The 22,377-nt window shown below is 64.9% G+C and carries 22 protein-coding genes; 4 read left to right on the top strand and 18 right to left on the bottom strand.

What is annotated here, in order from left to right; genetic code table 11:
- Positions 1–168: 168 nt before the first annotated feature.
- From ACE191_RS12635 to ACE191_RS12625, 3 genes are all read right to left on the bottom strand, one after another.
- Positions 169–1,122, bottom strand: a complete 954-nt coding sequence (locus tag ACE191_RS12635; protein WP_400192592.1) for a DUF58 domain-containing protein — start codon at positions 1,120–1,122, stop codon at positions 169–171.
- A gap of 451 nt (positions 1,123–1,573) precedes the next feature.
- Positions 1,574–2,554 (bottom strand): AAA family ATPase, encoded by a 981-nt coding sequence (locus tag ACE191_RS12630; RefSeq protein WP_400192591.1) that lies wholly within the window; start codon positions 2,552–2,554, stop codon positions 1,574–1,576.
- Positions 2,555–2,662: 108 nt separating this feature from the next.
- Positions 2,663–3,031, bottom strand: coding sequence for a hypothetical protein (locus ACE191_RS12625; RefSeq protein ID WP_400192590.1), 369 nt, complete (start codon positions 3,029–3,031; stop codon positions 2,663–2,665).
- A gap of 125 nt (positions 3,032–3,156) precedes the next feature.
- On the opposite strand from ACE191_RS12625, the gene ACE191_RS12620 reads away from it, so the two are divergent.
- Together ACE191_RS12620 and ACE191_RS12615 are read left to right on the top strand one after the other, a co-directional pair.
- Complete coding sequence (locus tag ACE191_RS12620; RefSeq protein ID WP_400192589.1) at positions 3,157–3,672, top strand: hypothetical protein; 516 nt, start codon at positions 3,157–3,159, stop codon at positions 3,670–3,672.
- Between the two features lie 83 nt (positions 3,673–3,755).
- Positions 3,756–4,202: a hypothetical protein gene (locus ACE191_RS12615; protein WP_400192588.1), complete on the top strand. Its 447-nt coding sequence runs from the start codon at positions 3,756–3,758 to the stop codon at positions 4,200–4,202.
- 61 nt (positions 4,203–4,263) lie between these two features.
- Here the strand turns inward: ACE191_RS12615 and ACE191_RS12610 are convergent, their stop codons facing one another.
- The 3 genes from ACE191_RS12610 to ACE191_RS12600 are packed head-to-tail and all read right to left on the bottom strand — an operon-like array spanning position 4,264 to position 6,062.
- On the bottom strand, positions 4,264–4,635 hold the full coding sequence (locus ACE191_RS12610) for a hypothetical protein (RefSeq protein WP_400192587.1): 372 nt from the start codon (positions 4,633–4,635) through the stop codon (positions 4,264–4,266).
- A gap of 55 nt (positions 4,636–4,690) precedes the next feature.
- A complete protein-coding gene (locus ACE191_RS12605) occupies positions 4,691–5,380 on the bottom strand; it encodes a hypothetical protein (protein WP_400192586.1) in 690 nt (229 codons plus the stop codon).
- A gap of 58 nt (positions 5,381–5,438) precedes the next feature.
- Positions 5,439–6,062, bottom strand: a complete 624-nt coding sequence (locus ACE191_RS12600) for a DUF4159 domain-containing protein (RefSeq protein WP_400192585.1) — start codon at positions 6,060–6,062, stop codon at positions 5,439–5,441.
- A 248-nt stretch (positions 6,063–6,310) separates the two neighbouring features.
- On the opposite strand from ACE191_RS12600, the gene ACE191_RS12595 reads away from it, so the two are divergent.
- Positions 6,311–6,943, top strand: a complete 633-nt coding sequence (locus ACE191_RS12595) for a porin family protein (protein WP_400192584.1) — start codon at positions 6,311–6,313, stop codon at positions 6,941–6,943.
- Positions 6,944–6,982: 39 nt separating this feature from the next.
- Here ACE191_RS12595 and ACE191_RS12590 read toward each other — a convergent pair whose 3' ends face one another.
- Positions 6,983–7,483 (bottom strand): hypothetical protein, encoded by a 501-nt coding sequence (locus ACE191_RS12590; protein WP_400192583.1) that lies wholly within the window; start codon positions 7,481–7,483, stop codon positions 6,983–6,985.
- Between the two features lie 392 nt (positions 7,484–7,875).
- On the opposite strand from ACE191_RS12590, the gene ACE191_RS12585 reads away from it, so the two are divergent.
- Positions 7,876–8,556 carry a porin family protein gene (locus ACE191_RS12585; protein WP_400192582.1) on the top strand — a complete coding sequence of 227 codons (681 nt, stop codon included), beginning with the start codon at positions 7,876–7,878 and terminating at the stop codon, positions 8,554–8,556.
- 77 nt (positions 8,557–8,633) lie between these two features.
- Here the strand turns inward: ACE191_RS12585 and ACE191_RS12580 are convergent, their stop codons facing one another.
- From ACE191_RS12580 to ACE191_RS12530, 11 genes are all read right to left on the bottom strand, one after another.
- The gene (locus ACE191_RS12580) at positions 8,634–9,965 is read right to left on the bottom strand and encodes a TldD/PmbA family protein (RefSeq protein WP_400192581.1); all 1,332 of its coding nucleotides are present in this window, start codon (positions 9,963–9,965) and stop codon (positions 8,634–8,636) included.
- A 178-nt stretch (positions 9,966–10,143) separates the two neighbouring features.
- The gene (locus tag ACE191_RS12575) at positions 10,144–11,793 is read right to left on the bottom strand and encodes a TldD/PmbA family protein (RefSeq protein ID WP_400192580.1); all 1,650 of its coding nucleotides are present in this window, start codon (positions 11,791–11,793) and stop codon (positions 10,144–10,146) included.
- A 264-nt stretch (positions 11,794–12,057) separates the two neighbouring features.
- On the bottom strand, positions 12,058–13,089 hold the full coding sequence (locus ACE191_RS12570; RefSeq protein ID WP_400192579.1) for a hypothetical protein: 1,032 nt from the start codon (positions 13,087–13,089) through the stop codon (positions 12,058–12,060).
- Between the two features lie 182 nt (positions 13,090–13,271).
- Positions 13,272–14,588 (bottom strand): AAA family ATPase, encoded by a 1,317-nt coding sequence (locus ACE191_RS12565; protein ID WP_400192578.1) that lies wholly within the window; start codon positions 14,586–14,588, stop codon positions 13,272–13,274.
- 129 nt (positions 14,589–14,717) lie between these two features.
- Positions 14,718–14,861, bottom strand: coding sequence for a hypothetical protein (locus ACE191_RS12560; RefSeq protein ID WP_400192577.1), 144 nt, complete (start codon positions 14,859–14,861; stop codon positions 14,718–14,720).
- A 506-nt stretch (positions 14,862–15,367) separates the two neighbouring features.
- Positions 15,368–16,408, bottom strand: a complete 1,041-nt coding sequence (locus ACE191_RS12555; protein WP_400192576.1) for a hypothetical protein — start codon at positions 16,406–16,408, stop codon at positions 15,368–15,370.
- A 310-nt stretch (positions 16,409–16,718) separates the two neighbouring features.
- Positions 16,719–18,020, bottom strand: coding sequence for a TonB family protein (locus ACE191_RS12550; protein WP_400192575.1), 1,302 nt, complete (start codon positions 18,018–18,020; stop codon positions 16,719–16,721).
- Positions 17,995–18,399 carry a BlaI/MecI/CopY family transcriptional regulator gene (locus ACE191_RS12545; RefSeq protein WP_400192574.1) on the bottom strand — a complete coding sequence of 135 codons (405 nt, stop codon included), beginning with the start codon at positions 18,397–18,399 and terminating at the stop codon, positions 17,995–17,997. The genes ACE191_RS12550 and ACE191_RS12545 overlap by 26 nt, the downstream gene beginning before the upstream one ends.
- A gap of 151 nt (positions 18,400–18,550) precedes the next feature.
- Entirely contained in the window at positions 18,551–18,934 is a 384-nt protein-coding gene (locus ACE191_RS12540) for a hypothetical protein (protein WP_400192573.1), read from the bottom strand.
- A 22-nt stretch (positions 18,935–18,956) separates the two neighbouring features.
- Complete coding sequence (locus ACE191_RS12535; RefSeq protein ID WP_400192572.1) at positions 18,957–21,392, bottom strand: penicillin acylase family protein; 2,436 nt, start codon at positions 21,390–21,392, stop codon at positions 18,957–18,959.
- 145 nt (positions 21,393–21,537) lie between these two features.
- Positions 21,538–22,317 (bottom strand): septal ring lytic transglycosylase RlpA family protein, encoded by a 780-nt coding sequence (locus ACE191_RS12530; RefSeq protein WP_400192571.1) that lies wholly within the window; start codon positions 22,315–22,317, stop codon positions 21,538–21,540.
- Between the last annotated feature and the right edge of the window lie 60 nt (positions 22,318–22,377).

Below are 22,377 nucleotides of genomic sequence, written 5' to 3'. Positions count from 1 at the left end.
CGGGGCCGGCGGCAAGTAACGTGAATCGGGCGGTAGGGGCCGGCCACGGGGACAGACGTGGAAGTGCGGGCGGGGCTGCCTCAGGCGGAGAGTGAGTGGCTGAATGAGCGAATGGGTAAATGAGTGGGTGGCCCGCTGATCGGTTGACGCCAAGGCGGCGGGAGCGGCTTAGCCGAGGCCGTGGAGGCGTGTACGGAGCAGGCTGCGCAGGGCCTGGGCGGGGGGCTCGTCGGTGAAGAGGCGGTGGTAGCTGGCGCCGCAGCCGTGCACGAGGTGCTCGGTCTGGCGCAGCCAGGCGCGGAACTGCTGCTGGTAGGCGGGGCGCTGGGCGGGGTCGAGTTGGAGGCGCTGGCCGGTTTCGAGGTCGTGCAGGACGGTGGCGGCGGGGTAGTCGAGGTCGGTTTCGTTGCGGGCCAGCAGGTGGAGCACCAGCACTTCGCCGCCGCCGGCGCGCAGCTGGCGCAACAGCTGCTCGAGGGGGCTGGCGGGCGCGAGGTCGTAGAGGTCGGAGACGAGCACGGTGATGCTGGCGCCGCGGCGGGCCAGCAGGGGGCGCAGCTGGGGCAGGGCGGGAAAGCTGCCTTCGGCGCTGAGCTGCTGCAGGGCGTGGTAGAGCCGGGGGAGCTGGCCGCTATCGGCGGAGGCGGGCACCGACTGCAGGCCGTCGTGGCGCAGGGCATGGAAGGCGACGGCGTCGGCCTGGCGGTGGGCGAGGTAGGCGAGGCCGGCCAGCAGCAGGCGGGCGTACTGGAGCTTGGTGACGCCGGCGCGGTCGGGGTGGTTGAGCGAGGCGCTGGCGTCGAGCAGCAGGCGCAGGGTGAGGCGGGTGTCGACGTCGGACTCGCGCAGGTAGTAGCGGTCGGAGCGGGCGGCCAGGCGCCAGTCGAGGCGGCGCAGGTCGTCGCCGGGCTGGTAAGGGCGGTACTGGCTGAACTCGAGGCCGGGGCCGCGGCGGCGGCTGGGGTGCAGGCCGGCCTGGGCGCCCTCGGCCAAGAGGCGGGCAACGAGGGCCAGGTTGTGGAGGGCGTGCAGGGCGGCGGCGTCGAGCATGGAAAACGGGTGGCGGGCGGTGGGAAGCTGCTGACTGGCGGTGGGGATGGGCTGGTGCCGGGTGGAATGCAAGTGGCTGCCGGTGGAATGCAACTGACTGGCGGTGGGAGCGTGCTGACCGACGGTGGGAGCATGCTGGCGCTTGGTGGATTACAAGTGGCGGGCAGTGGAATGCAACTGACCGGTAGTGGAAGCACGCTGACTTACGGTGGAAGCGTGCTGACGGGTGGTAGGTCGTTGCTGACTGACGGTAGCTGCCTGCTGGGTGGTGGCCGGTGAATGCTGAGTGGGCGTCGGTCTTTGGTGGATGACGGTAGAAGCGGGGTGGCTGGGGGTAGCTGAATGCTGGTGGGTGGTAGGGTTGCCTCACCCCCCGGCCTCCTTCCCATAGGCAGGGGGAGCCACGGCGGCGCGGGACCGTTCTAGCAGTATCGACTGCTATGGAGGTGGCGCGAATGGCGCGGGCGGCGGGCGCGGGCAACGCGCCCCTACGGCACCATTTCACCACCTCACCACCTCACCGTTAGGGGGCGGGGTAGTGCTGGAGCAGGGCCTGCACGGCGTGGTCGGGGGTGAGCTGGTCGGCTTCGGCCTGGAAGTTCAGCAGCAGGCGGTGGCGCAGAACGGGGGCGGCGAGCTGGCGCACGTCTTCCAGAGTGGCGGCGAAGCGGCCGTGGAGCAGGGCGCGGGCTTTGGCGCAGAGCACCAGGGCCTGGCCGGCGCGGGGGCCGGCGCCCCAGCGGCCGTAGTCCTGGATGAACTGGACGGGGCTGTCCTGGGGGCGGGTGGCGCGCACAAGGCGGGTGACGTACTGGAGCAGCTCGGGGCTGATGGTGACTTCGCGCACGAGCTGGCGGAGCTGGCGCAGCTCTTCGGCGCCGATGACGGGGCGGGGCTGCTGGCCGGCGGTGCCGGTGGTGTTTTGCAGAATGGCCAGCTCTTCCTGCTCGGTGGGGTAGCCGATGCGCACGTAGAGCAGAAAGCGGTCGAGCTGGGCCTCGGGCAGGGGGTAGGTGCCGGCCTGCTCGATGGGGTTTTGGGTGGCCAGCAGGAAGAAGGGGTCGGGCAGGGGGTGGGTGTGGCCGGCGTAGGTCACCTCAAACTCCTGCATGACTTCGAGCAGGGCGGCCTGGGTTTTGGGCGGAGTGCGGTTGATTTCGTCGGCCAGCACGAGGTTGGCGAAGACGGGCCCGCGCACGAACTCGAAGCGGCGGCGGCCGGTGGTGTGGTCTTCCTCCAGCACCTCGGTGCCGAGGATGTCGGTGGGCATCAGGTCGGGGGTGAACTGGATGCGGCGGAAGGAGAGGTCGGTGGCAGCGGCCAGGGTGCGCACGAGCAGGGTTTTGGCCAGGCCGGGCACGCCTTCGAGCAGGGCGTGGCCGCCGGCGAGCAGGGCCACGAGCACTTCGTCGAGCACCGCGTGCTGGCCCACGATGACTTTGCCGATTTCCTGGCGGAGCACGGGGAGCTTGGCCAGCAGCTGGTGGAGTTGGGGTTCGGTCATGGATGGGGGTTGGCGGTAGGCCGTAAAGTCCGGGATTGAAACCGGAAAGCTGCCTGCGGGCCGAAATTATGCGGGGCGGAACGGTGGGGCGTGCCCGGGCTGGTACCGCTAAGACAGCAGGGAGGTGAGCTGATATTTGCCGGTTAACAGGAAAAGCACGATTCCCAGCGGGAAGAGAAACCAGAACCAGTAGATGTAGGTGTGGTACTCGTCGCCATTCAGCTCCTGGTCCTTGATCTGCTTGACCGATACTACCCGCGGCATAATTACATGCGGCGCTACCATGATGGAGAGCAGAAGTACGATGGCGTAATTCCCATTGGTGTTTGCCGTTAGGTTGGCTCCCAGAAATTCAAGCAGGGCAAATACATAGACCGCAATAGCGCCGCCCAGGAGCAGGCAGGCGCTGAAGTAGGGAATGCCGTGGTTTTCGGCGTTGGCGTAGTACATGTAGAGGGCGATAAATAGCTTTTTCATAGCGAGGATGAATGGCAGTGGGCAGTAAAGGGCAGAGCCGGGGCGAAATTATCGGTCAATAGCCTACGCCCGTTGTTTTGCCGGCTGGAATTCTGTCTACCTTCACGTTGCTCCAAGTCTTTGCTATGCACAAAACTCTATTCCTGGCCCTGGCTCTCATCCTGGTAGGCTGCGGCGACAAGGCCAACCCGAAGCCCGAAGTGGCGGTGAACCCTATTCCGGCCAACTCGGCTGCCGTGAAGATTGACGGCGTGGCCTTTCCCGTGGACCTGGCCCGCTCCAGCGTGTACATCGACCGCTCTACCGGTGCTTTGACCATGATCCTGAACACGACCCCGGCGACCGGTCCGCGGGTGATGATGGCCCTTTACGAATTCAAGCAGAAGCCCGAGAAGGTGGTGCTGGCTACCCAGTCCATTTCCAGCATCGACCTAGACGAGCTGCAATCCGGCGGGGAGTACTATTCGGCCCGAAACTGCAACCCGGTGGACCGCGAGATTGAAGTGGTCGAGTTCGATCAGGTGCGCCGCACCGTGAGCTGCCGCTTCCGCGCCAAGATGTGCCTGGGCATGGGCCTGAATGGGAACATCCACAAAACTGCCACCGAAGGGCAGTTCAACTTGCCCTATACCATTCAATAAGGCCACGGCGGTTGCATGCACGGCGGTATCCATTGGGGCTGTACGCTGGCTGGTTTTCAGCTCCCTGTATTTGAGTAGACTTTATGCGCCTTTCCCCTAAGCTGGCGGCCCTGTTTCTGACTTTGCTCTTCTGGTGCAGCAGCTGCGGCGACGCTGCCGAAGCGCCCGTGCCCAAGCCCGAGCTGAACGGGCCACTACTTGGCCGTTGGAGTGCCTATGAGCTCTACGTGCAGAGCTACCGCAGCACGGGTGAGAAGTACCGGGACGAAACACTCCCCATTGAGTACCCTTACAACCACGAATTGCTCTTTGATTCGACGCATATCGAGAGTTTCCTGTACCTGGAAGATAGCATCTATGAAAGCTCCAGAACTCCTTATCAGCGCCTAGGCAATAGCATCCGCTTCTCCCGGCCCGAGAACGACTGGGCCCTGGTGGAGGTCAGCAGCACGCACCTGCGCTATCGGGTGCAGACCTGGCGGGCATCGGGCGCTTACAACTGGGAAGAGCGCCGCTTTAAGCGCATGTAACCGGGTTGCCAAGGGGAGAAGCACAACGCTTGGGAAATCGTTGTTGGCTCCGGCCTATTTCTTAGCCGGGAACATACTTTTGATACCACACTATTACCAATGACAGCCAGAGGGCAATAAGCGCCCCAACAAGTACGATGGTATGTCTGTCGATGTAATCAGCGGGCAGGGAATCGTATTGAACTACGATATCTTTCCATTTTTCCTTGCGGTGAAATACCCAGTAATTAAGGATAAAGAATATAAGCCAACACAGTATAAATGACAACTTGGAGTACACAGATAATAAGCGCAGGATAAACATCAGATATAGCGCGATAATGACATTCATGCTCCAGTATCCGCCATCGGCGAGTCCTTCATTGCTTACTCTGGGGTTGATATATCGGACGAGCCTGACAATGGCATGGAATAGCAAGGTGTAGTAGTTCATGATTATCTTTTAGTATCGAGTAGCACCGGGATTTGCTGGGCTGCTTGAAATCAGACTACGCAAAAACAAAATCACACTCGGATTTTCTGATGCGGTAGCCGGATACGTCGTTGCGGGTAAATATTTCGTGGAGCTTTTGGGATATATAGCCGTGCTTCATGCTTAGGAACATAGGTGTCCACATATCAAGGGTGTGGTCGAAGTTTTCGTTGAACACCAATTTGCGGGCTTTCAAGGCATTTGTCTGGTAATAGATGTCGAGGTATTCGGCGTAGCTGGCGACGGGCTGGGGCTCGGTGCCGTAGCAGTCGGTAAAGGTGCTTTGGGGGAAATCGACCGTGGTTTCACCGGCCTCAAGGGCGTAGACGAACCACCAATACCGCTCTTTCACCGGTGTGCAGTTTCTGGTAAGCGTGGCCTCGCAATACTGGTGGCGCGGCAGGTTGGCGGTGGCCAGCAGCTCCCGGACTTTATCGTTGATGAGGTAGCCGTGCAGGAGTGATATGCCCAGAATATCGGTCAGCTTGGCGTGCGGGCGCAAGGAAAGGCCGTGCAGCGGCTGGGCGTGGTCGGGAATATTGGCCCAGGCGCGCCAGGTGTCTTTAGGGGTGCCGGGTTTATATAGCTCGTCGAACCATTGATGGGCTTTCAGGAAAGCATCGTCGTAAGTGACTTGGCCGAAGCCGTCTTTCACGCCCACGATTCGAGGCTCAAAAACATCCTTTACTTCAAAGTAATTGGGCATGGATAGGGCTGATGCGAGATGTTTAGGGGGAGTTGCCGAAAATTTGCGAGCTGCCCCTTCAGGCCGTGAGAGCGTAGAGCAGGATGTTGACGCCAAACTTGGTGTTGTCTTCGGCCAGGAAGCGCTTGTTGCGGAAGTCGTAGTCCCACTCGCAGCCGTAGTCCTTGTTGGAGTATAGCACGCCGATGCGGCCGCGGATTTCGACGGCTTTCAGGTAGTCGTGCACCAGGTCGTCGCCCCAGCCGTTGAGCTCGAAGGAGGTGGCCGGCGGGCCATCCTTGAACTGGAAGAACTGCGAGTAGATGGGGTGGGAGTTGGGCAGCTTCTTGAGCGCGGCCGCGCCGAAGCACTGGCGCATTTGCTCCTCAAAGGAGCGGGCGAAAAGGCCGTCGATGTCGTGGTTGCAATCGTCGACGAACACGAAGCCGCCGGCCCGCACGTACTGGGTGAAGTTCTTTTTCTCCGGGGCGGTGAACTGCACGAGGCGGTGACCCGAGAGGTAGCAGAAGGGGTAGTGAAACAGCTCGGGCGAGTCGAGGGCCACGACTTTCTCCTTCAGGCTGACCTTGACGGTGGTGTACTCGATGAGGGAGTGCAGCAGGTTGGCGGGCATGCGCTCGTCCACGGCATCCCAGTCGCCGGAGCGGTAACTGAGGCGGACAAACGTGAAGGGTGCGGGCATGAAAGCGGGAGCTGGGTGCGGGCAAGGACGCGAAAGCGCGGCCGGGGTGGCTTGGCGGGCGGCGGCCCGGGCGGCAAAAGATACGGCGGCGGGCCGTGGGCCGGCCGCGCAGCGCGGTCAGCGGGCTGCCGCTAGTACGCTGCCCCCGATTTTTGCGTTAGGTATCGGGCCAGGGAGGGACGGGCCGCGTAATTTTGCCGCCCCGCGCCGGTAGGCCCGGATTTTCCACGTTCTACGCTGCTACTGCTATGAAACGAATGATGCTGCTTTTGCTGGCCGCCGGCCTGGGCTTTTCCACCGCGCAGGCCCAGTACTTCGGGCTGAAAGCCGGGGCCAACGCCGCGGTGCTCGACGGCGAGAAGCTCACCACCCAAACCGACTACCGCGTGAGCTACCACGCCGGCGCGTTCTACAACTACAACCTCATCGGCCCGCTGTCGTTGCGGCCCGAGCTGCTGTACTCGCTGCAGGGCGGGGAGTTCAAGTCGGGGCAGGAGGACTTCGAAACCAAGCTGCACTACCTGAACCTGCCCATTCTGGCTGACCTGAAAATCGGGCCGGTGCATTTGCAGGCCGGGCCGCAGTTTGGGCTGCTGCTCACGGCCAAGGAGTCGGGCCTGCTGCTGACGGGCTACAACCCGGTGGGCAATCAGCCCCAGTACACCAACGTGAACCGGCAGGTAACCGACCAGTACAAAAAGCAGGACTTCAGCCTCTGCGCCGGCCTGGAGCTGGATCTGGGCCAGAGCTTCGCGTTGGGCGGGCGCCTGACCGCCGGCCTCACCGACGTGGACGACTACGACCAGGTGCGCAGCGTGGACGACCCGCGGCTGAAGAACCGGGTGTTTCAGGCCTACGCGGTGCTGAAGCTGGGGAAGTGAGTTGCCAGTTGCCAGTTGCCAGTTGTCAGTTGATAGTTGTCAGTTGCCAGGGCTGGCCGATTGCGCCTGCAGGTAGGCGTTGTACTCCGTCACGATGCTGATCAGGTTGCGGTAGTGGTAGCCTTTGTCGCCGCGCGCAATTTTCTGAGCCAGCTCCGGGCAGGCTTCCAGGTAGGTGCTGATCTGGCGCTCGAAAATGTCGCGCCGCACTTCCTTCAGCTTGCCGTTGACGCGCAGAAAAAAGTGGCTGTTGGTGTAGGGAATGGCGGTATGCAGCATGGCGCCTGCGCCTGGTACCGGCACGGCCAGCGGAATGCGCTGCTGCTCGGCCTGGAGGAACAGCTCCGCCGGGCCATTGACCACGCGCTCCGCCAGGATCTTGGCCTTTTTCTCGCCGGGCAGCCGCATGGTTTCGAAATAATAGGGCCCCGCGGTCATGTTCAGCACCTCATCTACCCGAGCCGTTTGGTGGGGTGGCAGCGGCTTGCGGTTGGGGCACACGGAATAGTAGTTGAAGGGAAAGTCAATGCCCGGGTACATGGTAAATACCGGCAGATACGCCTGAATTGCGCGCCCATCTGCCAGCCGCAGCGTCCCCCATTCGAATCTCACGGTATTGTCGACCACGCACCGGGTGGTATCCGCCGGCGCCGATTGGCCATAACTAGTCAGGGACGAAGCAAGAATCAGCAAGCCGAGCAGCTTTTTCATCGGGTATTAGCAGCGTGATAGAGTCGTCTCGGGCCTGATGGGGCCAGCCCCAAAACGGCGCAAGTTACCGGTTTGCTCCCGGCTGTTTACCCGTTCAGGCAGCTTGGGGAGGCCGGCCGGGCATGCGGCTGATAAAAACAGCGGATTGGGGTGGTAGCCCAGCCCGGGAAAGGGCAATGCCCGCTTACCTTGCGCGGAAATATTCTGCCCAACTCACCTCCATGAAGATGTTTACCGGCCTGCTGGCCGCCACCGCGCTGCTGGCTACCACCGCAGCTACTGCCCAAAACACGGGCGTACAATTTGGCCTGAAGGCTGGGCTGAATATGGCCGTACTCGACGGGGTTATTAACCGAGAAGCCAACTACAAGCCGGGCTTGCACGCCGGAGTCTTTATGCGCGTGCGGCCCTCCAAGCGCTTCGCCTTTCAGCCCGAAGTCGTGTACTCGCAGCAGGGTTGTGAGAACCGCATTCCGCTTTTCTCGGGCTGGGGTGGCAGTGTGGTGCTCGAAAGCCAGACCAAGCTGGCTTACCTGAACGTGCCGCTGCTGGCCAAGGTCTACCTGGGCAACGTGGTGAACCTGCAGTTTGGGCCGCAGGTTGGCTTGCTGCTGAGTGCCCGGGAAACCGGCGAGACGGGTTACACCTCAACTCCCAGCGGCAATACAATCCGAACTTCGGACACCAATGTGAAGAAGGACTACAAAAGCGACGTGGCCTTGTGCGGGGGCGTCGGGGTAGACCTGCCGATGGGACTGACGGCATCGGCCCGGCTCAACTACGGGCTGACCGATATCAACAAGAACGAAAACCAGAAGGAAATCCGCGAGTACTTCGACATCGGCGGGCTGCATAACCGTGTGCTGGAATTTTCGCTCGGCTACGCCTTCGGCGGCAAATAGCATAGCTGGCCGACGGCAACGAAAAGCCCCCGGAACGAGCAGTTCCGGGGGCTTTTTGCTGGCTCACGGCGGCGGGCTTACACCGCGTCGGAGAGGGAGGTGAAGGTGAAGTCGCGGATTTTGAGCGGGGGCACCAGGTTGCCGCCCAGGCGCTGGGGCCGGCCGATGGCCTCCAGGTTGTTGAGCATGATAATGGGCGACTCGTTGAAGCGGAAGTTCTTGATGGGGTGCTTGATCTTGCCGTTTTCGATGTAGAACGTTCCGTCGCGGGTAAGACCGGTAAACAGCAATGTCTGCGGGTCGACGGGGCGGATGTACCACAGGCGCGTGACCAGAATGCCCTTCTGCGTGCTCTTGATCAGATCCTGGGTTGAGGCCGTGCCGCCTTCCATGATGAAGCCGCCGGGGGGCGGAATGTCGGGCGTGCCCGATTTATGGGCCCAGAAGCGCGAGCTGAACAGGTTCTTGACTACGCCCTTCTCAATCCAGGTAACCTTGGGGCGCGGGCGGCCGTCGCCGGCGAAGGCCAGGTCGGGAATTTCGGGGTGGGTGGGGTCGGAGTAAATGGTCACGCGCGGGTCGAAAAGCTTTTCGCCCTTGCGGTTGCCACCGCCCTTCTTGCTCAGAAACGAGCGGCCCTCGTCGGCGTTGCGGGCGTCGAAGGCGTTCATCAAGGCCCCCAGCAGCGAGGCGTCGGTGTTCGACACCAGGGCGGCGGGCTCCAGAATAACGGTGTACTTGCCCGGCTCGATGGCCTTGGCAGCTACCGAGCCTGCGGCCTTGTCGGCCGCAATCTGGGTGAGCTTGGCCGCGTCAAATTGGCTGATGTCGGTGAAGTCGGTGGTGGCGTAGCCCGAGCCGGTGCCGTCGGGGGTGCGCACCGTCACCGAGAAGTCCATGTTGGTGAACTGCTGGTAGGCTTCGAGGCCCTTGCTGTTGCGCTTGGCCGTGAAGCCGGCGGTGTCTTCGAGGAACGCGGCCGAAGACAGCTTGCGCTTGTCGCAGAGCTCGATGCTGGCCCCGGCGGCCCGGGCGCGGAAGTCGGGGTTGATGCCGGCCGTATTGGCGGCGTAGGCGTTGGGCTGCAGGTATTGCTGGGGCCCCAGCAGGGGCATGTACTCGGGGCTTTCGGGGGCCAGGCGGGCCACTTCCTCGGCGCGCTGCACGCAGCGGCGCAGGGTGGCGTCGTCGAACTGGTTGCAGGTGGCCACGCCCGAGCGGCGGCCAAAGCGGGCCTCCACGGCCAGGGCCACGTTGTCGATGGCACCGCTGGTGCTGACCATGTTGCGGGCGGTGCGGATGTTGCCGCCGGTCTGGCCATTGAGCGTGGCCTCGCACTCGTCGGCGGTGCTGTAGCTCAGCACCTTCCGCAGGATGGCCTGAGCGTCGTCTTTAGAGAGTATCGCCATATGGGTTGAGCGTCGTAGGGGCGCCTGGCAGGCGCCCATCGTTGCGCGAAATCGTTGAAGAAAAAGCTGCTGTCGGATAAGCGGGGCGGCGCCCGTTCGCGGGACATTGGGGTTTGAGCCGACTGGGTGGGCAGAGCCGCCCCAATCGACCTTCCCGGCGGGCGCCTGCGAGGCGCCCCTACACCTTGCGGGCCGTGTTGATGACGTTCACGCCGTTGAAGCGGGTGTGAGCCGAGCCGTGGCTCACGGCCGAAACCTGGCTGGGCTGGCCCTTGCCGTCGAAGAACGAGCCGAACAGGCGGTAGTCCGACTGGTCGCAGATGGCGGCGCAGGAGTTCCAGAACTCCTGGGTATTAGCCTGGTAGGCCACGTCTTCGAGCATGCCGGCAATCTTGCCTTTCTCGATGGCGTAGAACACGGTGCCACCAAACTGGAAGTTGTAGCGCTGCTGGTCGATGGAGAACGAGCCGCGGCCGGCAATGTAAATGCCCTTGTCCACGTCCTTGATCATCTCGTCCACGCTCAGCTTCTGCTGGCCGGGCTGCAAGCTCACGTTGGGCATGCGCTGAAACTGCACCGTGCTCCAGGAGTCGGCGTAGCAGCAGCCGTCCGATTCGTTCTGGCCCACCATGTGCGCCTGGTCGCGGGTTTTCTGGTAGTCCACCAACGCGCCGTTTTTCACCAGGTCCCACTGCTTGGTTTTCACGCCCTCGTCGTCGTAGCCCACCGCACCCAGGGAGCCGGGCTGCAGCTTGTCGGCCACGATGTTCACGATTTTGGAGCCGTAGGGCTTGCCCTGCTTTTTCCACTCCAGCGTGGCGAAGGAGGTGCCGGCGTAGTTGGCCTCGTAGCCCAGCACGCGGTCAAGCTCCAGCGGGTGGCCCACCGATTCGTGAATGGTCAGGCCCAGGTGGTTGGGGTCGAGCACCAGGTTGTACTTGCCCGCCGTTACCGACTTGGCCGTGAGCTTTTCCTTGGCCTGCCGGGCGGCCAGGCCGGCGTCTTCGATGATGTCGTAGCTGTTTTTGTAGCCCACCAGGCCGGTGCCGGCCGGGCCGGCAATCTTGTCGGCGGCCTTGGGCACCAGGTACTCGTAGCCCAGGCCCATGGGCGAGCTGAGCGCCTCGCGGGAGCGGAACTTGCTCGAGGCGCGGTCGACCACCGTTACCTGGAAGTTGGGCCAGATGCGGTGCACGTCCTGGTCGACGTAGGAGCCGTCGGTGGAAGCGAAGTACTTCTGCTCGTTGACCTGAAACAAAGCCGAGTTGACGAAGGACGCGCCGTTTTCCAGGGCCTTGGCGTTGGCGGCCAGCAGCAGCTCTACTTTCTGGGCCACCGGCACCTCGAAGGCGTTCTGCTGAATGGGCGTTTTCCAGGCCACCTCGCCGTAGCCGCGCTGCGGGGCCAGCTTCACGGGCTCCTTCTGCACCTTGGAGTTGGCCTTGGCAATCTGCACGGCCAGCTTGGCGGCGTTGGCAATGGCTTCCTCGGTTACGGTGTTGGTGGCGGCAAAGCCCCAGGTGCCGTTGGCCAGCACGCGCACGCCCACGCCGTAGCTTTCGGTGTTGGTAATGTTCTGCACCTGCTTTTCGCGGGCAAACAGAAACTGGTTGAGGTAGCGCCCGATGCGCACGTCGGCGTAGGTAGCACCGGCCGATTTGGCCGCATTCAGGGCCGCGTCGGCCAGGCGCTTCTTGAGGGCGGCGTCGGCTACCGGCTCGAGCAGGCGGGCCAGGTCTACGGGCGTACCGCCCAGGCTCGGCAGGCTCGGCAGCAGCAGGGCCCCGACCCCGAGGCCAGCTAACCCGACAAAATCACGTCGTTTCAAAGGAGTAATGGTTTGGTAATAGGAAAGTTTTCGGCGGTTAGGCGTCGGTGCCACCGCCCGAAGGACGACGCCACTGGGGCGTGGATGCACGCAACGACTGCCAAAAGCTCCGAAAAAACCGCGAAACGCCGCCAGGTAGGGGCGCGTTGCACGCGCCCGGCGGCCGCGCGGGGCGCTGTGCTTTTCGGATTGTCCAACGGCACGGGCGGCTTGGGGCGTTGTTCTATACCGGGTCGTGCAACGGCGGGCGCGTGCAACGCGCCCCTACGCCACCAGGGCCAGCAAAGCGGCGGCAATCCTAGGCCAGGGCTGGTTCAGGTCGAGGGTGACCACGCGCACGGGAAAGCCGCCGAGGGTGTAGCGCAGATCGGCTTCGTGGGTGGCGGCGGGGTAGAGCAGCAGGCCCTCTAGGGGCCGACCGGCTACGGGCGGCTGGTTTTGCAGGTAGGCGTAGAGCTGGTAAAGGTGGGGCGCAATCAGCCGCTGCCGGTCGTAGTGGGCCTTGAAGGCGGTGGCGTAGTACTTGGTGTCGAGGATGATCTTGCGGTCGGGTGCTTCCAGGCTGGTGTCGGTAATCATGCTCGGCAGCAAGGCCAGGTCTTCAGTGCGCTCGGCCTCGGCCTGCCAGCCGATGGTTTCGGAGCTGACGCGGTAGCGCCGCTGCTCGAGGCGGTAGAAGTTGCGCACGAACCGCTCAAACAGCTGGGCCATCAGCCCCTCGTCGCGGCGGAAATCGTGGAAGCGGGTGCGGCCGGCGGCGTCGGGCTCGGGCAGGGCGGTGCGGTAAATCAGCTCGCACACGTTCAGCAGAAAGCCCTCGGCGCCGGGCAGGCGCCGGCGGCGCAGGGCACGCAGCTGCGGGCGCGTGAAGGGCGCGGCCTGCACTTCGGCGGGAAAACGGCTGCGTAGGCGGCGCACCTCCTGGCGCAGCGGGGCGGGCAGGCGGCGGGTGCGGCCCAGCACGTCGAGCGCGCCGGCCAGCAGGGCATTGAAGGGCGTATCGGGGCCCAACTCGTCGTACGCGCACACGGCCCGGCCCCGGCGCAGCAGGTCGCGGCCGATGGTGGGGGCCAGCAGCACCCGGCCGCGCAGCTCCGTTAGCTCAGCCTCGCGCTCGGCGTAGCCCAGGGGCAGGCCCTTGAGCAGGAGGCGCCGCGTGCCCAGCAACAGCAGTTGGGTGAGCAGCTCCAGGGGCCGGTGAAACCCGCCCGCCGCCACCTGCTGCCACTCCCCCGGCTCCGGCAGCCGATTCCAGGCGTAGCACAGCAGGTAGTATAGGTTGTGAATGGGAATCATGGCTTAGGTATTAGGAGTTAGGACCCAAAGAATCGAGATTGACTAACAGAAGTGAAGATCGGGGCTGAGGGAAAACTGCTGGCGGCCAGGGGAAACAGTTAATGGCAAGCGTAACCTGATATCGGTGGGCGAGTACCGCCCTAATCCCTAATCCCTAATCCCTAATCCCTAATCCCTAATCCCTAACTCCGAAGCAACCGCTGCTTGTGCTGAGCCGCCTGAGTGGGCTGGTCGAACCAGTAATCGTCGAGCAGGGGGGCTATTTCCTGCGCCAGCACCAGGTTCAGCCAGGCAGTGGTATTGGCAGCAGGAGGCTGGCAGAAGTAGCTGTGGCCGATCTGGAAGTCGGGGCCGAGCTCGGGGTCGGCGGCAATGGCCTGGTTCAGCTCGGGGAGGCGGGTCAGCAGGCGCTCGGCGGTGGCGGCGGGCACGCCCTGCCGCCGCAGCAAGCGGCGCAGCGGCTCACCAAACTCGGGCGTCATGCTCACGAAGGCGAAGCGGCGACGCAGGGCGTAGTCGAGCGGAGCCAGCGAGCGGTCGGCCGTGTTCATGGTACCGATGAGGTACAGGTTTTCGGGCACGAAGAAGCGCGGGGCCTCGGCCGGGGCGTAGGGCAGGCGCACGGCGTGCTGGGGGCCGCGCTTGTCGGGCTCGAGCAACACCAGCAGCTCGCCGAAAATGCGGTTGAGGTGCCCGCGGTTGATTTCGTCGATGAGCAGTACGAAGGGCCGCTCGGGCTGGCGGGCAGCGCGGCGGCATACGTCGGGTAGCACGCCGTCGGTGAGCTGAAAGCCGCCGTGGCCGTCGGGGCGGAAGCCCTGCACGAAGTCCTCGTAGCTGTAGCTGGGGTGAAACTGCACCAGCTCGATGCGCGCCTCGTCCTGGGAGCCGAGCAGCAGCCAGGCCAGGCGGCGGGCGAGAAAGGTTTTGCCGGTGCCGGGCGGGCCCTGCAAAATCAGGTTGCGCTTGCGCTCCAGCCCGGCCAGCGCGTCGTCGAGGCGAGCTTCACCAATGAACAGCTCGCGCAGGGCAGCCGCGCGGTCGTAGGGCGGCGCGGGCGCCGCAGCATAGCCGGCCCGCGGCTCGCGGACCAGATTGGCCGGGGCGGCCGCGGGTTGAGCAGTAGGCGCCAGCGGCGCTTCGGCGGGCAGGCCGGTGTGCAGATCCTGCATGGCTTCCTGGGCAGCCACGTCGCCGTCGTGGGGCGAGCCCGCCAGCACCGGGCGCTTGGTGGCCACGGTAAAGCTGAGCTGCTCGAGCACGTGGTTGGTGGGCGCCCCGGCGGGTAGGGGCCACGCGGCATCGGGCTGACCGGTGGCCAGGCGGTAGGCCCACTCGGCTACCGGCCGCGGCGGGTAGCGCCGGCCCCGGAATACCAGGTCGTACACCGTGCTGGGCGTCAGCTCCCGGGCCTCGCGGTCGATCTGGCGGAGCGCGCGCAGCACGTGCTCCCGGGTCAGCACGGACGAATCGAAGGAAGCGGCGGGTGGGGCTGGCATGCAGGCGTAAGGTAGCAGCAAAACGCCAGCGGCGCGGGCAGGGTTCGGCGGGCGCGGCGGAATAGGCGCTAAAGCAAGCGCCCCGCGCTCGGTCAGGAACGCGGGGCGGTGCGGAAATCAAGCAGGCGGCTAGCGCTGCTGGTCGTGGGCTTTGTCGGGGGTGATTTTCCGGCCCTGGGGGCTTTCTTCGATGGTGTTGGGCCGCTTGTCTTCCTGGCGCTTGCGGGCCGGATCGTCGTGTTGCGGGGTCTTCGGAACGCTGGTCTTAGGCATGGCTGTGGTCGGTTGAGGATGAAACCATACCGGAGTGTACGCGTCGCGGCGGAGGTGGTTTCTGCCCGCAGCGGGCCGGCCGGGAGCGTGTCAGCAATTCCACGTACCGCGGAAAATTCCTCACAGCGCCCGTCAGGCCGGGGCTTGTCAGGAATTCGGCGAAAAGAGAAAAAATCCTGACAAGGCTTGTCAAGAATTTCTGCGCTGAGTGAAAATTCCTGACAGGTAATGCTGCCGGGTCTCAATCCACGTTGTTCGCGACGGATGCCGCGCTTTTTCCTGCGCGCTTCCAAGGTTTGGGGGCTGCGGCCGGGCAGCACCGCCGGCCTCCACGGTAAAACTCCCGGCGGTAGTCGGGCGCCTTCCGCCGGGCCGGCGAGGCATTTGTACCCGCCCCGATAGCAAAAGCCCCGACCGTGTTCGGTCGGGGCTTTGGGTTTGCTCGCAAGCGGCGGAGGTGCCAGCAAAGAATAGCTCTTCAACTCCGGCCCTCCGGCCCGCAATACTTACTGGTACTGAATGTACAGCGGCTTGGGCGTGAGCTGCGACAATACTTCCTTGGCCGTCATGATGTGGTGCGGGGCGGGACGGGCGTCGTACTCGTAGAAAAGCTTGAAACCGGTGTACTGCACGGGCTCCTTCTGGATGTAGGCCTTGTAGGAGTCCTTTTTCAGGGTGGGGTTGCCCCAGCCGTCCATGTGCATCACCACCTGCACGCGCGGGTCGAGCTTGATGTTCTTGTAGTTGGTCACCATGCCCTGGGTGAAGCGGTGCACGGTCAGAATTTTCGGCGGGAGCTTGTTTTCGCTCACGATGCGGGCCAGGAAGTTGATGGCGTAGTTCACGTCCTTGGCGTCGTAGGTGCCGATTTTCCGGCCCGGCTTCACGCCCTTGGTTTGCATGGCAAACTCCGGGTCGATGCCCATGTGCACGATGGGGTCTTTCAGCCAGGGCTCCAGCTTGTGCAGCTCGTGCTCCAGGTCGGAGAGGCCCACCTGCACGTCGAGAAACACGATGCAGTTGTTGTCCTTGGCCCACTGAATGGTTTCGTCGATGGTGGCCTTGGAGTTCATCAGGCGGTACTTGCCGTCCTTGCCCGCGGCGGCCTGGGCCGTAATGGTCACGCTGTGCAGGGCGGGCTGCACCGGAATGCTCGGGTCGGCTTCCTGCCACTCCTTCTGCACGCGGCGGAACTTGGCCAGCATCTGCTCCTTCGGTTCGCGGCCCAGAATGCCCATGCCCTTCGCCCGGATGTTGCCGTAGAACGCCACGATGCGTTTGCCCGGCAGAATGGCGCCCGGCAGCTGCCCGCTGGCCTTCACGATGGAGTCGGCCTTGAGCGAGTCGCGGCGCATGGCCTCGCGCTGCAGGGCTACCGTGTCGATAACGACGGGCTTGGCGGCTTCGGCCGAGTCGGCGGTAGCAGTGGCCGAGGCCTCGGCGTCGGAACGAGTGGAGCAGCCGGGAGTGAGGGTGGTGGTCAGGAGCAGGCCCAGCACGGGCAGCAGCGGGGCCGCCAGGCGGGAAAGACGCGGGAAATGAGTCACTACGAAGGTGTTGGTAAGCAGGTAAACACCGGTAAAGTTAGGGCATTTCGCCTGATCGGCTGAGGACTATATTTTAAACGGCGGCCGGATGGGGCCGCCGGCAGGCGTTATTTCGCTAATGGTCACCCGCCGAAGCCGGCGGCCTGGCTGGCGCCCGAGTACAGCGTTTCAACCAAGTTCGATCGGCTGCCGGGCTGGCCGCCCCCGACTGCAGGATAAACAGAAAGCGGTACCAGCTTTCCTGCTGGTACCGCTTTTAGCGGGACTGCGGCAGCCTTGCTCGCTTGGCCGCAGCGGCTACCGATGGGGCTTAAAGGGCAAACGAAATGGGCAGGACGAAGGACACGACAACTGGCTGGCCGTCTTTCTGGCCCGGCTTCCAGCGGCCGGGCAGCTGCCGCACGGCTTGCAGGGCGGCCTGGTTCATAGCCTCGGCCGCGGCCTGGTCGGGCGCCCCGGCATCCACCCCTTGCTTGAGCTGAATGTCGCGCAGGCGGCCGTCGGTCCCCACCACGAACTCCACGAAGGCCTTGCCCTCGAGCCCGGCAGCCTTGGCATCGGCGGGGTACTTGATGAGGTTGCCCAGGTCGGTAGCCAGCTTCGACATCCCACCGCTGTACTCCGGCAGCACGTCGGCGGTGGAATGCACTTTCTCAGCCGGGGGAGCGGGTGGCGCGGGCGGCGGGGCCGGAACTGCCGGGGCCGGGGCCGGCGGTGGGGGCGGCGGGGCCTGGGGCTCGGCTTTGTCGCAGGCGGCGGCGCCGAGCAGCAGCCCGAAGAGGGGCAGCAGCAGCCACTGTTTCCAGCGGCGGGCAGGCTTGGGGTGATGGAGCATGGCAATGCGGGTTAGGGTTTGGGAAGTGGAAAAGGTATGCGCGAGCGGCAGGCGGATGCCCAACCCGGCCACCGCCTGCCGGGCCAGTAGGGCCGAGTAAGCCTGCGGCGCCGCATCATGCGCCGCGGCGTCGGCCAGGTATTCGTGGGTGAGGGCCAAGGCCCGGGCGTGCAGGTGCACGAAGGGGTTGAACCACAGCAGTGCCTGCCACAGATTCAGCCAGAGCCGGTCGGCCGTGTGGCCCTGCCGCACGTGCACGAGCTCGTGGCGCAGCATCTGCGCGGCTTCAGTGGCCGTCAGCGGCAGGGTTTCGTCCCAGAAAATGTGGCGGCCAAACGAGCTGACCGGTAGCCGGCCACCGGTGAGCCGCAGGATGTAGCCCGGGCCGGGCTGCCGGGGCAAGCGGCGCGTCTGGCGCCAGAGCTGCCCGAGCCGGGCCGCCTGCCACAGCAGGCTAACGATAGCTCCGAGTAGGTAAACCAGCAGCAGAACGGGCAGCGTCGGGGTGGTTTCCGCCTGAGCGGTGCTTACCTGCAGTTCGGGCAGCCAGGCAGCCGTCAGTTGCGCGGGCACCCAACCGGCAGGGGCGACGGGGAAAAGCCAGTTCAGCGGCAGCAGGGGCAGGGCAGCCGTGAGCAGCGGAGCCAGCAGCAGCAGGCCGCGGTTGAACTGAAACGTGGGTTCACGGCGCAGGGCCAGGTGGTAGAGCAGCCAGCAGGCCCCTAGGCCGAGCGTGCTTTGCAGCAGCCAGCTAAGCAAGTCGGGCGTGGTCATCATCGGTCGGGTCGGTTGCGGATTGCTGGGCGTGGCGCAGCAGCTCGTCGAGTTGCCGGGCGTCGAGGTTTTCCTCCTTGGCAAAAAAGGACACGAGCCGGCTGAACGAGCCGTTGAAGTAGCCGCCCAAGAGCTTGCCCAGCGAGAAGCGGCGGTACGCGTCGTGGGCCACCAGGGCGTGGTAGCGGTGGGTGCGGCCGAAGGCCTCGTGGCCTACGTAGCCTTTCTGCTCCAGAATGCGGATGATGGTGGAGACGGTGTTGTAGGCTGGGGGCGGGGCGGGCATCTCGGCCAGCACCTCCTTCACGAAGGAAGGGCCCCGGCGCCAGATCACCTGCATGACTTGCTCCTCGGCGCGGGTGAGTTCGGGTAGGTTTTCCATGGCTTGCGGGAAGTGAATCCAATGTATAACTAAGAATTTAGTTTATCAACTAAAAACATAGTTTTATTTTCGCCGGGCCGATAGTAAAGCCAAAGCGCGCGGCCGGAGGTCGGCCGCGCGCTTCGTAGCTGCGCCGGAAGGTGCCGCCGGCTTAAGCCACGCGTTGGCGTTGGGTCGCGGGCTCGGGCTGGGGAGCGGGGCGAAGGGCCTGACGCAGCCAGCAGCCGGTCAAAGCGGCCACGCCGCCTACCAGGGCGCCCAGCCCGGTCGTGAGCAGCAGCAGCGCCCAGGCGTGGCCTCCCACCGGCAGCAGCTGAGCCACGCGCTGAGTCAGTACGCCGTCGGTGCGCGTGTGCTGCCAGAGCGCCAGCGCCAGCCAGCCGAGGCCCACGCCGCCAAAGCCCGCCAGAAAGGCGCGGCCGCCGCGACGGCCCAGCAGCGCCCCCAGCACCAGGGCCACTACGGCCGCGCTCCACCAGGGCAACAGCCACTGCGCGGCCGCGGCCAGCACCAGAATCGAAACGAAGAGCTTCATACGGAGACTTATTAATAAGGAGCTAGCGGCTCTGCAGCGTCCAGGCCGCCGGTACGCGCGGGTGAGTTTGGCTGGCGGTGCGCAGAAACACCAGCTCGTTGAGCTCACCCACCCGCCAGGTTTCCAGCAGGTCGTCGTAGTGCCGGGAGCCGGGGTTGCCGCTTTGCCCGCCCGGAAACACGCCGTAGGCGCTGGGCTGCGGGCCCAGCGCCACCACCATGCGCCACGAGGGCCCGTTGCGCTCGGAGGTGGCGTTGACGATACCGGCCCCGCCGCCGCAGTCGAGGTCGAGGTGGCCGAAGCCGGGCAGCTGGGCCAGATGCAGGATGTCGGTGCTTTTCTGGTTGGCCCAGCGCCAGCGCGGCCCCAGCGGCCCAAACTTGCGCTGCAACGAATCGGCGGCCCACTGCAGCGAAGTCTGCGCCAGCTGCTCCAGGGTTTCCCTGGCCGGGGTGCGGCGGTCGTCTATCCAGGGCGAGGCGGGCTCCTCCAGCAGCAGGGTGTTGGTTCGGTCGCGGGGCGGGTAGCGCATGGCCGGACCGGCCTGGGGGCCGAAGTCGTCGTCCCAGAGGCGCTTCACCAGGTTGCCGTACCAGAGCTCAAACAAACTGGGGCCAATGGCCGCGGCGTCGTAGTAGTAGTTCCAGCGGCGCAGCTCGTCGTAGGCACGGCGCTGATTGGCCGTCAAGGCGGCCGGCTGCACCAGGCTCAGCAGCCGCGGCAGCATCAGCTGGGCGTTCAGGTTCAGGTTGTCGTTCTGCAGCCGACGCAGGCTGTCTACCGTCGCCCGCGTCATGCGCGCCAGCCGCTGGTTGATGCGGTGCCCGCGCTCGTAGGAGCCAAAGTTCCAGCCCACATAATAGGGGTAGTCGGGCCCGGCCGAAAACTGGTTGGCCGACGAGACGAAGCCCCGGGGCGGGTTTTTCACGTGGGGGTTCTGGGCCGCCGGAATCCAGCCCTGCCAGTCGTAGGCCGGGTCGGTGCCGTCGAGGATAAACTTGCCCTGGCTCCGCCACTTCAGCGGGAAGCGGCCGTTGGGCCAGATGGCAATGTCCTGCTGGTTGTTGGCGAAGATGAAGTTCTGGGCCGGCGAGCCGTACGAGGCCAGCGCCGCGGTGTAGTCCGGGTAGCTCTGCGCCCGGTTGAGGCGGTAAAAGGTGAGTACCTCGTTGGCCGGGTCGTGGGCCGTCCAGCGCAGGGCGTGGCGGATGGGCGTCTGATCCAGGAAGGGCGTTTCATCCTCGTCGTACACCACCGGGCCGTGGTGGGTGTAGAGCACGGTATCCACGCGCTCGGGCAAGCCGCGCACCTTTATATGCTCCACCACCCGGCGCACCGGCTTCCAGCGGCCGTCGTGCCAGTACGCGCGCTTGCGCGAGTCCTGGAACTTGATCTGGTACCAGTCGAGCACGTCGCCGCCGACGTTGGTCACGCCCCAGGCCGCCTGCTGGTTGAAGCCGATGATGACCGTGGGCGCGCCCGGAATGGTCACGCCGTACACGTTCACGCCCGGCGCCGTGAGCTGCACCTGATACCAGATGCTGGGCAGATTCAGTTGCAGGTGCGGGTCGTTGGCCAGCAGCGGAAAGCCGGTGGCCGATTTGGCGCCGCTCACGGCCCAGTTGTTGGAGCCCAGCTCAGGGTCGGGCTCACGTTGCGGCACGCGGCTGGAGGGAGCCGCCCGGAACGCGGCGGGCGCCGCCGGAACCGGCTTAGGCGTGAAGTCCAGCGGGGTACCCACGGGCACAATGGGGTCTTCGCGGCGGGGATAGTCGGGAAACAGGTCGTTGACCACGGCCGGGCCGTAGGTGGCCAGGGCATTGGAGAGGCGCAAATCGTCGGAGCGGCCGCTGAGGTCCCAGGCCATGAGCTTGAGCAGCAAGGCGCACTTCAGTGGCTGCCAGGGCTCGGGCCGGTAGTTCAGCAGCTTGTACTCGAAGGGCAGCTCGCGCGGACTAAGGCCCGCTATATAGGCGTTGACCCCGGCCGAGTAAGCTTCAAGGACCGTGCGGGTGGTGGGGTGGGCCATCATCACCGCCAGGGAGCGTTGCGCGCCGTGCACCATGCCCATGCGGCGGAAAAACCGGTCGGTTTCCAGCCGGCTTTCCCCCACGATTTCCGACAGCCGCCCGGCCGCCACGTGGGTCTGAAACTCCATCTGCCAGAGCCGGTCGCGGGCCGTAAGGTAGCCCTGGGCAAAGTACAGGTCGTGGTCGTTCTGGGCAAAGACGTGAGGCACGCGCTTGTCGTCGAAGCGCACCGTCACGGGCTGCTGCAGGCCGGGCAAGGTCAGCGTCTGCGTCAGGGCAAAGTCGCCCTCGGCCTCGGCGTTGCGCCAGAAGCCCTCAAACGGACTCAGAAACTTGCCGAAGGCCGGCACCTGCCCGTGCGAGGTATTGAGCACCCAAACCAGCGTGGCGGTGAGCAGCAAACCCAGCGCAGCCTTGATCCATCTCATAGCAAAGCGGTAAGGCTGGTAAGATGGGCTAAGTTTTCGGCCCCGGCAACTTCCCGCCGCCGGTTGCCGGGCTGGGCCCGCCCGAAAACGCCGCGCCCCGACCTGGCGACAGGTCGGGGCGCGGCTTGAGCTGAGGAGGCTGGTGCTACAGGTTCTCGGCCTGGCGGACCAGGCCGCTGATGCCTCGCTGCTGCAGGCGGCGGCGCAGCTGCTCGGCGGCGGAGCGGTCGAGGCCCTGGCCTACCACCACGCGGCTCACAGCGCGGCCTTCGGGCGTGGTGGCCGGCTTCACGGCTACGGGCAGGCCTTGGTCGAGGGCGGCAATGCGCTGCTGCAGGGCCTGGGCGTTGGCGGCGTCGCCGAAGGTGCCGGCCTGCACCACGAAGGTGGGGGCGGGGTCGGGCGTAGCAGCGGGGTCCACGCTGGCTTCGAGCACGGCGGCGGGCACTTCGGCCTCGGCCAGGTCGGCCACGGCTACCTCACCAGCCACGGGGCCCAGCGGGGTGTCGTCGGGCATCACCTCAGCTACCACGTTCACGGCGCCCAGGCGCACGATGTCGAGCGGGCGGGCCGCCACCTCCGACAGATCGAGAATGCGCTGGTGGCGGAAGGGGCCGCGGTCGGAAACCCGCACGACCACGGCTTTGCCGGTGCGGGTGTTGGTTACGCGCAGCTTGGTGCCGAAGGGCAGGGTTTTATGCGCGCAGGTGTACTTGTGGCGGTCGAACCGCTCGCCGCTGCTGGTGCGGCGGCCTTGATGCTCGCGGCCATACCAGGAAGCGCGGCCGCGCAGGGTACTTGATTTGGAGGCAGTGGCGACCGGAACATCGTCGGCCAGGGTACGCAGCGGGGCGGCCAGCAGCAGCGCTGCCATCAGCCACATCATCAGGAAGCCCGAGAGGTTCTGTCGTTGTCCTAACTTCATTCGTTCTCTGCTTTGGTAAACAGTCAAAGCTATCAGACTTCGGCAAATACAAAAGCCCCG

The organism is Hymenobacter sp. B81 (genome assembly GCF_044628455.1).
Lineage (GTDB): Bacteria > Bacteroidota > Bacteroidia > Cytophagales > Hymenobacteraceae > Solirubrum.
This window is presented reverse-complemented; position numbering and strand designations above follow the sequence as displayed.